Raw genomic sequence first — 13505 nt, forward strand, 5'->3', positions numbered from 1 at the left:
ACGATTTTTTTGGGCGCGATACAAGGTTTATTCATTTCACCCCACAGGATTGCCGCCTCAAACGTGAAGACGCCACCAAAGCGCCTCATCTCGTCCTTCAATGCTGAGAGACAGTGAAAGTTGCAATTCTTTTGACGAAGGAGCGGTTCTGAATGTTCCAAGCATTGCGCATTGACGGCTCCCTTGCTCGGCATTTCATTATTGTTTTGCTGTTGCTATCCTCTTTCGCGTTCCCGCATTCGATCGTGAGGGCCGAAGACAAGGCGCCGGATAACGTAGCGACCATGGCGGAGTTCGTGCGCGATAATCCCTCCTGCCTCGACTTCACTGACGGATGCTCGGTTTGCACCGTCGCTGACGGCAAGATCGTCTGTTCCGCGCCACGCATCCAATGTCAGGTGAAGGAGCTTACCTGTACCAGGCAGTAGTCTCTCAACGCTTTTATACACCTTTCAGGCCGTTTTCGCTGTGCGTTTTTAAGCCTTTGTGTCCTGGCGGAGCTTTTTGCCGGTCAAGCGAGTTGCTACAAGAAATTCTGCTGCCCGATTCCGTCAAGGAAATAAGGCTGACCGAATGACGACCTGCACGACTGCGAGGCCAAGATGACACGGGTGCGCGAGACAAGCGACAACGACCTTCCGCTGGTGGACAGGCGTGCCCGTTCCGGCACGGTGCTGCGCATTCTGCTTCTGGCGCTGGTTCTGATCGCGGCTGCCGCCGCCTTTGTCTATTTCAAGGATTCGCTGGAAAACGAAATCGTGCTCGGCATTCTCGGCGTGCTGGCGATGATGGGCATCTTCTTTCTGGTGTCGTCGATCATCGGCTTCATCGAGGTCATGCCGCAGTCGCAATCTGACGGGCTTGCCCGCCGCTTCCTGTCGGCTCACCCCGAAGGTACGCTGATTACCGACGCCAAGGGGCATATGGTCTATGCCAACGCCACCTATTGCCGCATGAGCGGCACCACGAAGGCGAGCGATATCCAGAGCCTCGAGACGCTTCTGTCGCGCAGCCGGGAATCCACCGAAGCGCTTTACCGGCTCATCAACGTGCTGCGCGAAGGCCGCGATGGCTACGAAGAATTTCGGCTGCTGAAACCGCTGGGCGGGGATTCCAATGCGGGCCCGCACTGGTACCGGCTGAAGGGCCGGGTGCTGAAGGATGCGGGCGGCGAGGGGCTGCACGTCTTCCAGATCGCCGACATCACGCCGGAGCGCGAGGATCAGGAGCGCTTTTTCCGCGAATTGCAGAATGCCATCGATTACCTCGATCATGCCCCGGCTGGTTTCTTTTCCGCCGGGCGCAAGGGCGAGATCGTTTATCTGAACGCCACCTTGTCCGAATGGCTCGGCATAGATCTCGCGCAGTTTTCACCCGGTTCGATGACCGTTTCCGACATCGTCGCCGGCGAAGGCATGGCGCTGATTGAATCCGTCCATCCGCAGGGCTCGGCAAAGCGCACCGAAATCCTCGATCTCGACATGCGCCGGGTTAACGGCCAGAGCATGCCGGCCCGCCTCGTGCATCAGGTCACCGCCAAGGACGGCGCGCCGGGCGAGAGCCGGACCATCGTTCTGATGCGCCCGAAGGGGCAGGAGGATACCGAATCGTCCTCCGCCATGCGCTTCACGCGTTTCTTCAACAACACGCCGATGGCGATTGCCTCGCTTGATGGCGAAGGCCGCATTCTGCGCATCAACGCGCCCTTCCTCAAGCTGTTCTCCGGCGTCGTTGGACGTGACGATATCGATCGCGGCATAGCACTCGAAACCATCATCCACGACAACGAGAAGCCGCGTCTGGAGCAGGCGCTGGCCGAAGCCAAGGACCGTCAGGGCGACATCGCCCCGTTCGATTCCCGCCATCCGAGCGACGAGGGCAGGCATTTCCGTTTCTATGTCAACGCTGTCATCGATCAGGATGACGAGGCGCCGGAAGAAGTGGCGATCGTTTATGCCATAGAGGTGACCGAGCAGAAGGCGCTCGAAACCCAGATGGCGCAGACGCAGAAGATGAATGCTGTCGGCACTCTGGCGGGCGGTATCGCTCACGACTTCAACAACGTGCTGACCGCCATCCTCCTTTCGTCCGACCATCTGCTGCTGCAGGCGCGGCCGGCCGATCCGAGTTTTGCCGACCTCATGGAGATCAAGCGCAACGCCAACCGCGCCGCCGTGCTGGTGCGCCAGCTTCTGGCATTCTCGCGCAAGCAGACAATGCGTCCGGCGATCCTCAACCTGACCGATGTGATCGGCGATCTGCGCATGCTGGTCGACCGGTTGATATCAGGCACCAATGTCAAGCTGGAGGTCGATTACGGCCGTGATCTGTGGCCGGTGAAGACCGACTTGTCGCAATTCGAGCAGGTGCTCATCAATCTCTGCGTTAATGCGCGTGACGCCATGCCCGATGGCGGCAAGATCACCATCAGAACGCGGAACGTCGACGCGAAAGAGATCGCGGCGTTTGGCCGTCCGGAATTCCCGGCCGAAGACATGGTCATGGTGGAAGTGGCCGATAACGGCACGGGTATTCCGCCCGAGATCATGGACAAGATTTTCGAGCCCTTCTTCACCACCAAAGAAGTGGGCAAGGGCACGGGTCTTGGTCTCTCTATGGTCTATGGGATCGTCAAGCAGTCGGGCGGTTACATCTATCCCGAATCGGAAGTGGGCAAGGGAACGGCTTTCCGTATCTACCTGCCTCGCCATGTGGTGGAAGCCGTTGCCGGCCAACAGCCCGGTCAGGCGGCTCTCGCCCCCGTGGCTGCGCCCGAACCCGTGAAGGAAGAGCCGCTGGACCTAACCGGCAACTCCGCCGTCGTGCTTCTGGTGGAAGACGAGGAGGCGGTACGGCGAGGCGGCAAGCGCATGCTGGAAACCCGCGGCTACACCGTGCACGAGGCAGGCTCCGGCACCGAGGCGCTGGAGGTGATGGAGGAACTGGAAGGCAAGGTCGATATCGTCGTTTCCGACGTCGTGATGCCGGAAATGGATGGTCCGTCGCTGCTGAGAGAGTTGCGCAAGTCCTATCCCGACCTGAAATTCATCTTCGTTTCGGGTTATGCCGAGGATGCCTTCGCGAAAAACCTGCCGGCAGACGCCAAGTTCGGCTTCCTGCCGAAACCGTTCTCGCTGAAGCAGCTCGCCATCGCCGTTCGCGAAATGCTCGACGACAAGGAGTAAGGCCGGGGGGGCGCGAACCGGATTCGGCAGCGCCGCGACCTGTCGCACCTGTTTGCATCCGGCCTGAAAACGTGCCGCCAATGCCGGCCCATGTCTTCCCGTGCTTGGCTGCCCTCCATATCCGCACTTTTCCCGAGGTTTGCCTCTTCGCAAACGCAATAGTGATTGCACCGTTTCGCAAGGGGCTTAAAATCGCGTCTTAACGACCTAGATATGAAGAGGCGAAGTTCTCCCTCCTGGCAAAGAACTGTCGGTTTGAGAACAGTTTGGAGAATGATGAAAGATGATCGCTAAGCCGATCTACATGCAGGGCGAGGGCGAAGGGGAAGACGGCGGCGGCACCAACCGCGGAACGTCTGTTATCACCCGCGTCAAGCCTAAGACGAAAAGACCGAATTTGTACCGTGTTCTTTTACTGAATGACGACTACACTCCCATGGAGTTTGTCATCCACATTCTGGAGCGTTTTTTCCAGAAGGATCGCGAAGCGGCAACCCGTATCATGCTGCACGTGCACCAGCACGGCGTGGGCGAATGCGGGGTGTTTACATATGAGGTCGCAGAGACGAAAGTAAGCCAGGTCATGGATTTCGCCCGACAGCACCAGCATCCGCTGCAATGCGTCATGGAAAAGAAATGAGGATCGCAACGTGCCAACTTTTTCCCCGAGTCTCGAGAAGGCGCTGCACCAGGCACTGACCTTTGCAAATGAGCGTCACCACGAATATGCGACGCTTGAACATCTCCTTCTGGCGCTGATCGACGACGCGGATGCCGCTGCCGTGATGGGCGCCTGCAACGTCGATCTCGATGCGCTGCGCAAGACTGTCAGCGATTACGTCGACAACGAACTGACCAACCTCGTGACCGGTTACGACGAGGATTCCAAGCCCACATCCGGCTTCCAGCGGGTCATCCAGCGGGCCGTCATTCACGTGCAATCATCCGGCCGCGAGGAAGTGACCGGCGCGAACGTGCTCGTCGCCATTTTCGCCGAGCGCGAAAGCCACGCCGCCTATTTCCTGCAGGAGCAGGAGATGACCCGTTACGATGCGGTCAATTACATCTCCCACGGCATCGGCAAGCGTCCAGGCACGTCGCAGACGCGCGCGCCGCGCGGTGCTGATGAGCCCGAAGGTGAAAACAAGGCGAGCCGCAGCAATCCCGAGGAAGAGGGATCTTCCGCCAAGAAGCAGCAGGATGCGCTGAAGGCGTATTGCGTCAACCTCAATGAAAAGGCGAAAAACGGCAAGATCGATCCGTTGATCGGCCGTCACGACGAGGTCAACCGCACGATCCAGATTCTCTGCCGCCGCTCCAAGAATAACCCGCTTTATGTGGGCGATCCCGGCGTTGGCAAGACGGCGATCGCCGAAGGTCTGGCCAAGCGTATCGTTGAAGGTAAGGTGCCGGAAGCGCTCGCCAATGACACGATCTTCTCGCTCGACATGGGCACGCTGCTTGCCGGAACCCGTTATCGCGGTGATTTCGAGGAGCGTCTGAAGCAGGTCGTCAAGGAACTCGAAGAGTATCCGGGCGCGGTTCTGTTCATCGATGAAATCCACACCGTCATCGGTGCGGGCGCAACGTCCGGCGGGGCGATGGATGCTTCGAACCTGCTGAAGCCGGCGCTGTCGTCGGGTGCGATCCGCTGCATCGGTTCGACCACCTATAAGGAATATCGCCAGTTCTTCGAGAAGGATCGTGCGCTTGTGCGCCGCTTCCAGAAGATCGACGTCAACGAGCCTTCTATCGATGACACCATCGCGATCATGAAGGGCCTGAAGCCCTATTTTGAGGAATATCACCACCTGCGATATTCCAACGATGCGATCAAGGCGGCCGTCGAATTGTCGGCCCGCTACATTTCCGACCGGAAACTGCCGGACAAGGCAATCGACGTGATCGACGAAACCGGTGCGGCGCAGATGTTGCTGCCAGCTTCCAAGCGCCGCAAGCTGATAACCGAAAAGGAAATCGAGGTCACCATCGCGACGATGGCCCGCATTCCCGCGAAGACGGTTTCCAAGGACGACGAGATGGTCCTCGCCAACCTTGAAAAGGAACTGCGCTCGGTTGTTTACGGTCAGGATATCGCCATCGAGGCTCTCGCCACGGCGATCAAGCTGGCGCGTGCCGGCCTTCGCGAACCGAACAAGCCGATCGGCTCCTATGTCTTCTCCGGCCCGACGGGCGTGGGCAAGACGGAGGTGGCCAAGCAGCTTGCCGCCTCGCTTGGCGTCGAGATGCTACGGTTTGACATGTCGGAATATATGGAACGCCATACCGTGTCGCGTCTGCTCGGCGCACCTCCCGGTTATGTCGGCTTCGATCAGGGCGGTCTTCTGACCGATGGCGTCGACCAGCATCCGCATTCCGTGGTGCTGCTGGACGAGATCGAGAAGGCGCATCCGGATATCTACAACATCCTGTTGCAGGTGATGGACCACGGCTCGCTGACCGACCATAACGGCAAGAAGATCGACTTCCGCAACGTCATCCTCATCATGACGACCAATGCGGGCGCTTCCGAAATGGCGAAATCGGCGATCGGTTTCGGCTCTTCGCGCCGCACGGGCGAGGATGAAGAGGCGATCAACCGCCTGTTCACGCCGGAATTCCGTAACCGTCTGGATGCGATCATTCCGTTCTCGCCGCTGCCGACCGCCGTTATCCACAAGGTCGTGCAGAAGTTCGTCATGCAGCTGGAAACCCAGCTCTCTGAGCGCAACGTCACCTTCGACCTGCACGAAGACGCGATCTCCTGGCTGGCGGAAAAGGGTTACGACGAAAAGATGGGCGCACGCCCGCTGTCGCGCGTGATCCAGGAGCATATCAAGAAGCCGCTCGCCAACGAAATCCTCTTTGGCAAGCTCAAGAAGGGCGGCGTCGTCAGCGTCACCGTCGGCAAGAAGGATGACGGCTCCGACGGCCTCAAGCTTGAGGTTCTGCCGGAAACCGCGCCCGTTAAGCCGCAGCCGGAGGCCGAACTGAAGGCGGCCAAATCGCCGGGCAAGGCAAAGGCAAAAACTGCTTCCAAGGCGGCAAAAACCAAGGAAGAGGCGGATGTCCTTGTTGCCGAGGCCGATAAGTCCGATGAGGCCAGCAAGCCGCGGCGCAAGACCAATACGGTGCCGAAAGTGCCGAAGAAAAAATGATCACGGTCTTTGATCGATAAACCGGTGCCGGGCGAAAGCCCGGCATTTTCATGTATGAAATGCGTCGCGTTTTACCTGATACCTGCGACGCGTTTCATTTTTGTTTCATGCATGACGTTACCCCGAGGCCACGGCATTCTCGGGCGACATGCTCGAGTGGGTCAGCAATGCACACTGCCGACAGCGATACCATCCCATTGCGCGGCTGGTTTTTCCGGGGGATGCGGGGCATATTCTCGCTGCCCTCGCTCATTCTCATGACATCTTTCGTCGGTTTCAGCGCTTTCGCACTCGAATCCGGGGTTGCGCGCGGCGAAGCCGTGTTCATGACGCTTGTCATCTGGGCCTTGCCGGCCAAGATGATCCTGATCGGTTCCATGGTCGGCGGCGCCAACCTCGCCGCCTGTTTTCTGGCGGTGACGCTGTCTTCGGTCCGCATGATGCCGATGGTCGCCTCCATCGTTCCGGAAATGCGTGGCGCGAAGACGCCGACATGGATTTTACTGTTCCTCTCACACTTCGTTGCAATCACCGCCTGGGTCTTTGCCACGCAGAATCTTTCCAAGGTGCCGCGTGAAGCCCGCGCCGCCTGGTTTGCCGGTTTTGGTATTACGCTCACCGTGGTCAATGCCATCATCGTCGGCCTGTGTTACGGCATCGTCGCCGCCTTTCCGCCTCTCGTCGCCGGCGTGCTGTTTTTTCTCACACCGGTCTATTTCGTGGCATCGATCTGGGCTTCGGCCCGTCATTCCGTCGTCAAGGTCGCCTTCGTCATCGGCGTCATCGCCGGACCCGCCTTCGCGGTGATTACGCCGGAATTCGACATTCTCTATGCCGGGATCGGCGGCGGTACGGCGGCCTATCTGATCGACCGCCTCGTGTTTCGTCGCCGGATAAAGCCCGTCTCGCCGGAGAGCGAACCATGATGACCGAACATTGGTGGGCACCCTATCTTTTCATCGCGATTGCCGGCTGGCTGGCGACCGATCTCTGGCGCTGGCTCGGCGTTCTCGCCGGTAACCGCCTGAAGGAAGATTCCGAGGCCCTGCACTGGGTAAGGGCGGTTGCCACCGCACTCGTCATGGCCGTCACCGCCAAGCTGATCGTCTTTCCAACCGGTACGCTTGAGGCGTCACCCCTATGGCTGCGCATTGGAGCCGCCACGCTCGGTTTCATCGCATTTCTGCTGGCGGGCCAGCGGGTCATCGTCGGTGTGGCGGTTCCGATCCTGCTTCTGGCGGGTGGATTGTTCGCACTCGGTTTCTGATGCTCGCTTTATCCGAATATTAAGCTCATTGCCCTACTTTGCCGCTGGTTGAAACAGGGACCGGAATTCAATGCGACTCTTTGCGGCAGAGCGTCTTGTACTTGGATTTATCGCAACATTATTCGTTATCGATGCGGTATTGATTGCGATCAAAGGCATTCGTGTCGATTACGCCGGATATCTTCTGTGCGTTCTGGCAGGCGTCGGCGTTTTTATCCTCGGTCAGCTATATCGCACTAGCGGGCGCGATCTTCGCATCGCAGTCGCCCTGATTTCTGGCGGGCTATTCATCCTGTTCACGCTTGCCGCTTCGATTTTCAACTACATGTTCCTACCTGTCGCCTTTCCAGCGATTGATCATGTGCTTTTCGGCGTGGATGCAGCGTTTGGCTACAGTTGGACGGGCGTCGTCCTGTGGGCGGCAACCCATCCATGGATCGGAACCGGACTGTTTTTCGTCTATGCCTCATCGTTGCCGCAGCTTCTGGTGATCGTCCTTACGCTCGGCTTCACCGGCAACCAGCGGATGCTGCACCACTTCCTGGTGACGGGAGTGCTGGGGGCGTTTGCATGTATCGTCTTTTGGATATTCTTCCCGACATTCGGACCTTCAGCCTATGTGCAATTGCCGCAGTGGGTATCACAGGCTATCCCCCTGGCCGTTGATAATAATTACGGCCAAGAGTTGAACCGCCTTATAACCGAGGGAGTGGTCTATCTTTCTCCCAAAAATGTCCTGGGGCTGATCGGCTTTCCATCGTTTCATATCTTCATGGCGGCAATGTCAGTCTGGTTCATGCCGCGTCACTGGGCGGTGATGGCAGCGATCTTGCCGATAAACCTGTTGATGCCGCTGGCCGTTCTTGTTCAGGGTGGACACCATCTTTCGGATGTTTTCGGCGGTCTCGCTGCTTTTGTCGTCATTTGTGCTGTATCGTCCCGCCTGCTCAACCGGCTGTCGGCAAGGGAACTGACCGAAGCGGCGGCCGCCTCCCGTATTCAGATCGTCGCGGCAGAATAATTGCGACGCGTTTCGCTCTCCCGGGCTTCCGCAACAAGCCAGTCCGATAATATGCGGGCCGGGGCGGTTATCTCCTCTGCTTCCATGAGCCAGTAATATTTCTCCGTATCGGCGGCCCGGTCGAAAAGCACGGTCAGTTGACCGTTGGCAATCTCGTCGTGAAGAAGCGCCGTCGGGCAAAGGCCGACGCCTTGTCCGGCTTTGAGTGCGGTCACGAGCAGATTGAAATCCGCGAAAACGGGGCCGGCATTATCGGGGAGGGATATCCCGTCGGCTGCGAACCAGTTCTGCCATGCCGTTTCGGTATCGTCATGTAGCAATTCCGCTCGCAACAGGCTGTCAACGTCGTCGACAGGACCGAATTCGGCGGCATAGCTTGGCGCGCATGTCGGCCGGGTCTCAGCGCTAAAGAGAGCTACGGCATTTTCCCCGGAGACCACCCCATGCCCTATGGTAAGATCGGCCGGCACTGCATGATGCGCTCCGGAATAGCTGATGGATACCTGGATATCCGGGTAAAGCGCCCGGAAGCGGGGCAGGCGGGGAGTCAGAAAATGCGCCACGACGGAGGGCAGGCTGGCAAGGCGGACGGTCATGCGGTCACGGCCGCAGCTGATCCGCTCTGCGCCGGAGGCGATCTGCCGCAGGCCTGACGAAACCGTAAGACCGAATTCCCGGCCGGCCGGGGTGAGCCTCACGCCTCTGGCATGCCGCTCGAACAGGGCCACGCCAAGCCAGGCCTCCAGATTGCGCACATGCTGGCTCACGGCAGCCGCCGTCATGCCGAGTTCCTGCCCGGCTAGAGAAAAACTCGTTCTTCTGGCGGCGGCTTCGAATGCGCGGAGGGTGGCAAGGGGAGGCAGCTTCATGATTGCCAAGGCTAAGTCAGACTTGGCCTGAGCGCAAGAAAAACCCGTCTTGTCAGGCGGATATTCCTGACGCAATTTCGCATCGGTATTTTCATCGCTCAGAGGATTTCATGACCCCCATGCCCGTCGCCGAACCCGCTGACGCCGCTGCGCGCCGCGCCGTCCGTCCCGTTGTCGTTTATCCGAACGGCACGCTTGAGACGCCGGACCTCGCGCGCATGGCGCAGGCAAAGAATGGCATGGAAAAGATCGATGAGGTCATCGTGCCGCCGCGTGACGGTCGCGCCTTTCATGTGCCGAAGGGACATTTCTTTCGCATCGTGAGCATTGAAGGTCCGCAGGTGGGAGACCTGAACCTCTGGAACGCCCATGATCTGACCGAGAGGTTTTTCAGCGGCAAGACCCGCGCCCTGCACGCCACCCACGTTTCGGTCGGCAATCGGCTTTGGAGCAACCTGCCATCGCTGCGGCCAATGGCGACCATCACGCACGACACGCTGTCATGGTATGGCTTCGACGAAGACGGCGGCGGCGTGCATGACGTGATCGGCACCCGCTGCGATCCCTATACCAACAGGCTTTTGAGCGGCGGCGACTATCACCATTGCTGTCATTCGAACCTGACGAATGCGCTCGCCGCGGCCAAGGGCCTGTCGTTCGCGGAGGCTGAGCCGCATGTGCACGACGTGCTGAACGTGTTCATGTGCACGGGCTTTACCCGCGACACGCATCAATATTTCATGAAGGCGAGCCCGGTGCGGCCGGGAGATTATCTGGAGCTTTTTGCGGAGATCGATCTTATCGGCGCACTTTCCGCCTGCCCGGGCGGCGATTGCAGCGCCACGCATTCCAGCGATACGGCGGCCTGTTATCCGTTGAAGGTGGAGATATTCCGGCCGGATATGGCGGTGCTTGAAGGCTGGCCATGGCCGCAGAGGAATGCGTATCAGCCTGTGGAATGATGATAAGCACCACCGCCGTCATGCCGGACTAGATCCGGCATCCAGTCACGGCGCGTCGGCGCCGTAAGGATAGTCTTTGCGATCAAGGACTTGATCGCGCTGGACCCCGGATCCAGTCCGGGGTGACGATCTGCGGAAGCTGCGGTTCTGCCAGACGCGTTGGCGTCTTGGCACGCATCACGAAGCAAGCGCAGCCTTTATCTTCGCCGCGTGGGCCTTCAGTACCTCGCCATCGGCCATCACGCCGGAATGCGGCTTCAACGGCTCGCCTTCCTTGCGCGGAATGACGTGGAAATGCAGATGGAAAACGGTCTGCCCGGCCGCCGGCTCATTGAACTGGGCGACGAAGACGCCGTCTGCATCGAAGGCTTCCTTGGCCGCGACGGCCAGTTTCTGCACCACGGGAATTGTCCTTGCCAGAACCTCGGGGTCGGCATCGAGCAGATTGCGCGAGCCGGTCTTGGGAACGACGAGCAGATGGCCGGGGGCCTGCGGCATCACATCCATGAAAGCAAGCGTATGCTCGTCTTCGTAAAGCTTGTGGCTCGGAATTTCGCCACGCAGGATTTTTGCGAAGATATTGTTGTCGTCATAGGCGCTGGCCGTCATCGTGATCTCTCCTCGTAGCGGACTATACGTCCGGTTCCTGTCTCTCGCCCTTGCGGAAGGGCGTGTGTTCATCAAGATAATCGCCGATATGTTCGACCTCTTCGCGTTCGCGCTGAAGATAATCGGCAATGGCGCGGCGCAGGCCCGGATGGGCGATGAAATGCGCCGAATGGGTGGTCACCGGCACGTAACCACGCGCCAGCTTGTGCTCGCCCTGGGCGCCCGCTTCCACCCGTTTCAACCCCTTCGCCAGCGCAAAATCGATTGCCTGATGGTAACAGACCTCGAAATGCAGGAAGGGATGATCCTCGATGCAGCCCCAATGGCGACCATAAAGCGCATCCGAGCCTATGAAGTTGATTGCCCCCGCAATATAGCGCCCATCGCGTTTCGCCATCACCAGCAGCACATCATCGGCCATGCGCTCGCCGATCAGCGAATAGAACTCCCGCGTGAGATAAGGCCGGCCCCATTTGCGGCTGCCGGTATCCATGTAGAAGGCGAAGAACTGGTCCCAGATGTCTTCGGTGAGGTCGCTTCCGGTCAACCAGTCGATCTCGATACCGTGTTCCAGCGCCGCACGGCGTTCCTTTTTCAGCCCCTTTCGCTTGCGCGAAGAAAGGGCATCGAGAAAATCATCGTGGTCGCGATAGCCATCATTGATGAAGTGGAACTGTTGGTCTGTCCTGTGCAGGAAATCGCGGGGCAGAAGAGCAGACAGATCGTCTTCTTCGAGAAACGTGACATGGGCGGAAGAGACGCCGATCTTTTCGGTCACCTGGGCGAGGCCGGAGGCAAGAAGCGGTTTAAAGCGCGTTTCGTCCACCGCTTCGGAAACGAGCAGGCGTGGCCCGGTTGCCGGCGTGAAGGGCACCGAGCATTGCAGCTTCGGATAATAGTGGCCGCCGGCCCGCTCGAAAGCATCCGCCCAGCCGTGGTCGAAGACGTATTCGCCCTTGCTGTGGTTTTTCAGATAGGCCGGCACTGCGCCGACGAGCACACCGGAGGCATTTTCGAGAAGAAGATGGTGGCCAAGCCAGCCGGTCTTGGCTGTCGCTGACCCTGACTCTTCCATGGATGATAAAAATTCATGGGAGATAAAAGGGTTGTAGTATTTTCCTGATGTATTGCGCGATGTTCCGGAAAGCCGTTTCCAGCTTTCCGGATCGATATCCCCAAAGGATTGCGCAATGCTGATGGAATAGTCTTCTGTCATGCCGTCGCGGATGGGTTCTCTCTCGGGTCGAAACCTTCGAATGTCATCTGGTCCGCATATTTATAGGTAGTCTCGCGCGCATTTTCATCCCTGACCGTCCAGGTAATCACCGGAAGCCCGAGTTTTCTTTGCGCTTCGATGAAGCTGTTGGGCAGATGACCCCAATGATAGGAGATGAAATCGAGCCCCAGCTGCATCGCTTCATCATGTTTGAAGAAGTCTTCCGGCTTGTCGCCCTCGGCGGTGAGGCCCAGCGGCCAGGGTGAGCCCGCAGCCTTCAGGTCCTTCAGCAGGTGATGGTCGAAGCTCATCAGCGCCACATGGCCCTTGTAGCCCTCGAGGTCTTCCAGAACCGCCTCGGCAAAACCGTCATCGACGCCTTCGCCAGCACGGCCCTTCAGCTCGATCACCAGCGGCACCTTGCCGGCGCAGAGCGTCAGAAGCTGCTTGAGCGTTGGAACCCGATCCTTGGTCTGACCGACGGCAAGAAGGGACAGCTCGGCCGATGTGCGTTCGCGCACGTCGCCCTTGATGCCCGTCAGGCGGGCCATGTCGTCGTCGTGAAAAATCACCGGAACGCTGTCGGCTGCCAGCTGAACGTCGCATTCGATGGCGAAACCGGCCTCGATGGCGCGGGAAAAGGCGGAAAGCGTGTTTTCCCAGACCGCCTTGTTGAGATCATGATAACCGCGATGGGCGACGGGCTCAGCCGTCAGCCAGGAAAGCTTGAGCGTCATACGTCGATTTCCACGATGGCGTCGATTTCGACTGATGCGTTGAAGGGCAGGCAGGCCATGCCGACGGCGGCGCGGGCATGTTTGCCGGCATCACCGAGAACATTGGCGAGAAGATTGGAGGCGCCATTGATGACGAGATGCTGTTCCACGAACTCCGGAACCGAGGCAACAAAGCCATTCAGCTTGATGACACGGCGGATTTTCGAGAGGTCACCATTCAAAGCGGCCTTGACCTGTGCGAGAATGTTGACGGCGCATAATTCGGCCGCGCGCTGGGCGCCTGGCACGTCGACATCGCGGCCAACGAGGCCCGTCACCGCAATCTTGCCTGATTCCATCGGCAGTTGACCCGATACATAAAGAAGATTGCCGCTGATGGTGAACGGAACGTAGTTTGCGGCTGGCGCCGCGGCGACGGGAAGCGTGAAGCCAAGTTCCTTGAGGCGGCCTTCGATGACGTCCGACATTTTCGTCTCCGGTT

Annotated in this window: 13 protein-coding genes; 8 read left to right on the top strand and 5 right to left on the bottom strand. The window is 59.0% G+C overall.

Translation table 11 applies throughout. The features are described from left to right. The first annotated feature begins 152 nt into the window (after nucleotides 1-152). From MRBLRC7O_RS05340 to MRBLRC7O_RS05370, 7 genes are all read left to right on the top strand, one after another. Entirely contained in the window at nucleotides 153-428 is a 276-nt protein-coding gene (locus MRBLRC7O_RS05340) for a hypothetical protein (RefSeq protein ID WP_003502539.1), read from the top strand. 174 nt (nucleotides 429-602) lie between these two features. Continuing rightward, complete coding sequence (cckA, locus tag MRBLRC7O_RS05345) at nucleotides 603-3185, top strand: cell cycle histidine kinase CckA (RefSeq protein WP_003502540.1); 2583 nt, start codon at nucleotides 603-605, stop codon at nucleotides 3183-3185. 283 nt (nucleotides 3186-3468) lie between these two features. After that, a complete protein-coding gene (gene clpS / locus MRBLRC7O_RS05350; protein ID WP_003502541.1) occupies nucleotides 3469-3825 on the top strand; it encodes an ATP-dependent Clp protease adapter ClpS in 357 nt (118 codons plus the stop codon). A gap of 10 nt (nucleotides 3826-3835) precedes the next feature. Continuing rightward, the gene (gene clpA / locus MRBLRC7O_RS05355; RefSeq protein WP_060724133.1) at nucleotides 3836-6343 is read left to right on the top strand and encodes an ATP-dependent Clp protease ATP-binding subunit ClpA; all 2508 of its coding nucleotides are present in this window, start codon (nucleotides 3836-3838) and stop codon (nucleotides 6341-6343) included. Between the two features lie 167 nt (nucleotides 6344-6510). Next, nucleotides 6511-7269, top strand: a complete 759-nt coding sequence (locus MRBLRC7O_RS05360; RefSeq protein ID WP_080866112.1) for an AzlC family ABC transporter permease — start codon at nucleotides 6511-6513, stop codon at nucleotides 7267-7269. Beyond that, complete coding sequence (locus MRBLRC7O_RS05365) at nucleotides 7266-7610, top strand: AzlD domain-containing protein (RefSeq protein WP_003502544.1); 345 nt, start codon at nucleotides 7266-7268, stop codon at nucleotides 7608-7610. The genes MRBLRC7O_RS05360 and MRBLRC7O_RS05365 overlap by 4 nt, the downstream gene beginning before the upstream one ends. A 70-nt stretch (nucleotides 7611-7680) precedes the next feature. Beyond that, nucleotides 7681-8631 carry a phosphatase PAP2 family protein gene (locus tag MRBLRC7O_RS05370; protein WP_060724135.1) on the top strand — a complete coding sequence of 317 codons (951 nt, stop codon included), beginning with the start codon at nucleotides 7681-7683 and terminating at the stop codon, nucleotides 8629-8631. On the opposite strand, the gene MRBLRC7O_RS05375 is transcribed toward MRBLRC7O_RS05370, so the two are convergent. After that, entirely contained in the window at nucleotides 8610-9500 is an 891-nt protein-coding gene (locus tag MRBLRC7O_RS05375) for a LysR substrate-binding domain-containing protein (protein WP_035212403.1), read from the bottom strand. The two genes, MRBLRC7O_RS05370 and MRBLRC7O_RS05375, sit on opposite strands and share 22 nt — an antisense overlap. A gap of 110 nt (nucleotides 9501-9610) precedes the next feature. Between MRBLRC7O_RS05375 and MRBLRC7O_RS05380 the strand changes: the two genes are divergently transcribed. After that, entirely contained in the window at nucleotides 9611-10462 is an 852-nt protein-coding gene (locus tag MRBLRC7O_RS05380; RefSeq protein WP_060724137.1) for an urea carboxylase-associated family protein, read from the top strand. 177 nt (nucleotides 10463-10639) lie between these two features. On the opposite strand, the gene MRBLRC7O_RS05385 is transcribed toward MRBLRC7O_RS05380, so the two are convergent. The 4 genes from MRBLRC7O_RS05385 to MRBLRC7O_RS05400 are packed head-to-tail and all read right to left on the bottom strand — an operon-like array spanning nucleotide 10640 to nucleotide 13491. Next, entirely contained in the window at nucleotides 10640-11071 is a 432-nt protein-coding gene (locus MRBLRC7O_RS05385) for an HIT family protein (protein ID WP_003502549.1), read from the bottom strand. Nucleotides 11072-11093: 22 nt separating this feature from the next. Further along, nucleotides 11094-12287: a GNAT family N-acetyltransferase gene (locus MRBLRC7O_RS05390; protein ID WP_003502551.1), complete on the bottom strand. Its 1194-nt coding sequence runs from the start codon at nucleotides 12285-12287 to the stop codon at nucleotides 11094-11096. Continuing rightward, entirely contained in the window at nucleotides 12284-13024 is a 741-nt protein-coding gene (locus MRBLRC7O_RS05395; RefSeq protein WP_003502553.1) for a glycerophosphodiester phosphodiesterase, read from the bottom strand. Before MRBLRC7O_RS05395 ends, MRBLRC7O_RS05390 begins: the two co-directional genes overlap by 4 nt. Then, a complete protein-coding gene (locus MRBLRC7O_RS05400) occupies nucleotides 13021-13491 on the bottom strand; it encodes a RidA family protein (RefSeq protein WP_003502555.1) in 471 nt (156 codons plus the stop codon). Before MRBLRC7O_RS05400 ends, MRBLRC7O_RS05395 begins: the two co-directional genes overlap by 4 nt. Nucleotides 13492-13505: the final 14 nt, after the last annotated feature.

This window comes from Agrobacterium radiobacter (assembly GCF_040801995.1).
GTDB lineage: Bacteria > Pseudomonadota > Alphaproteobacteria > Rhizobiales > Rhizobiaceae > Agrobacterium > Agrobacterium radiobacter.

Excerpts from the sequence above, each read along its gene's own strand:
- clpS (WP_003502541.1), top strand. The coding sequence starts at position 3,469 with ATGATCGCTAAGCCGATCTACATGCAGGGCGAGGGCGAAGGGGAAGAC.
- MRBLRC7O_RS05395 (WP_003502553.1), bottom strand. The coding sequence starts at position 13,024 with ATGACGCTCAAGCTTTCCTGGCTGACGGCTGAGCCCGTCGCCCATCGC.
- MRBLRC7O_RS05380 (WP_060724137.1), top strand. The coding sequence starts at position 9,611 with ATGACCCCCATGCCCGTCGCCGAACCCGCTGACGCCGCTGCGCGCCGC.
- MRBLRC7O_RS05400 (WP_003502555.1), bottom strand. The coding sequence starts at position 13,491 with ATGTCGGACGTCATCGAAGGCCGCCTCAAGGAACTTGGCTTCACGCTT.
- MRBLRC7O_RS05365 (WP_003502544.1), top strand. The coding sequence starts at position 7,266 with ATGATGACCGAACATTGGTGGGCACCCTATCTTTTCATCGCGATTGCC.
- cckA (WP_003502540.1), top strand. The coding sequence starts at position 603 with ATGACACGGGTGCGCGAGACAAGCGACAACGACCTTCCGCTGGTGGAC.
- MRBLRC7O_RS05375 (WP_035212403.1), bottom strand. The coding sequence starts at position 9,500 with ATGAAGCTGCCTCCCCTTGCCACCCTCCGCGCATTCGAAGCCGCCGCC.
- MRBLRC7O_RS05340 (WP_003502539.1), top strand. The coding sequence starts at position 153 with ATGTTCCAAGCATTGCGCATTGACGGCTCCCTTGCTCGGCATTTCATT.
- MRBLRC7O_RS05360 (WP_080866112.1), top strand. The coding sequence starts at position 6,511 with ATGCACACTGCCGACAGCGATACCATCCCATTGCGCGGCTGGTTTTTC.
- MRBLRC7O_RS05385 (WP_003502549.1), bottom strand. The coding sequence starts at position 11,071 with ATGACGGCCAGCGCCTATGACGACAACAATATCTTCGCAAAAATCCTG.
- MRBLRC7O_RS05390 (WP_003502551.1), bottom strand. The coding sequence starts at position 12,287 with ATGACAGAAGACTATTCCATCAGCATTGCGCAATCCTTTGGGGATATC.
- MRBLRC7O_RS05370 (WP_060724135.1), top strand. The coding sequence starts at position 7,681 with ATGCGACTCTTTGCGGCAGAGCGTCTTGTACTTGGATTTATCGCAACA.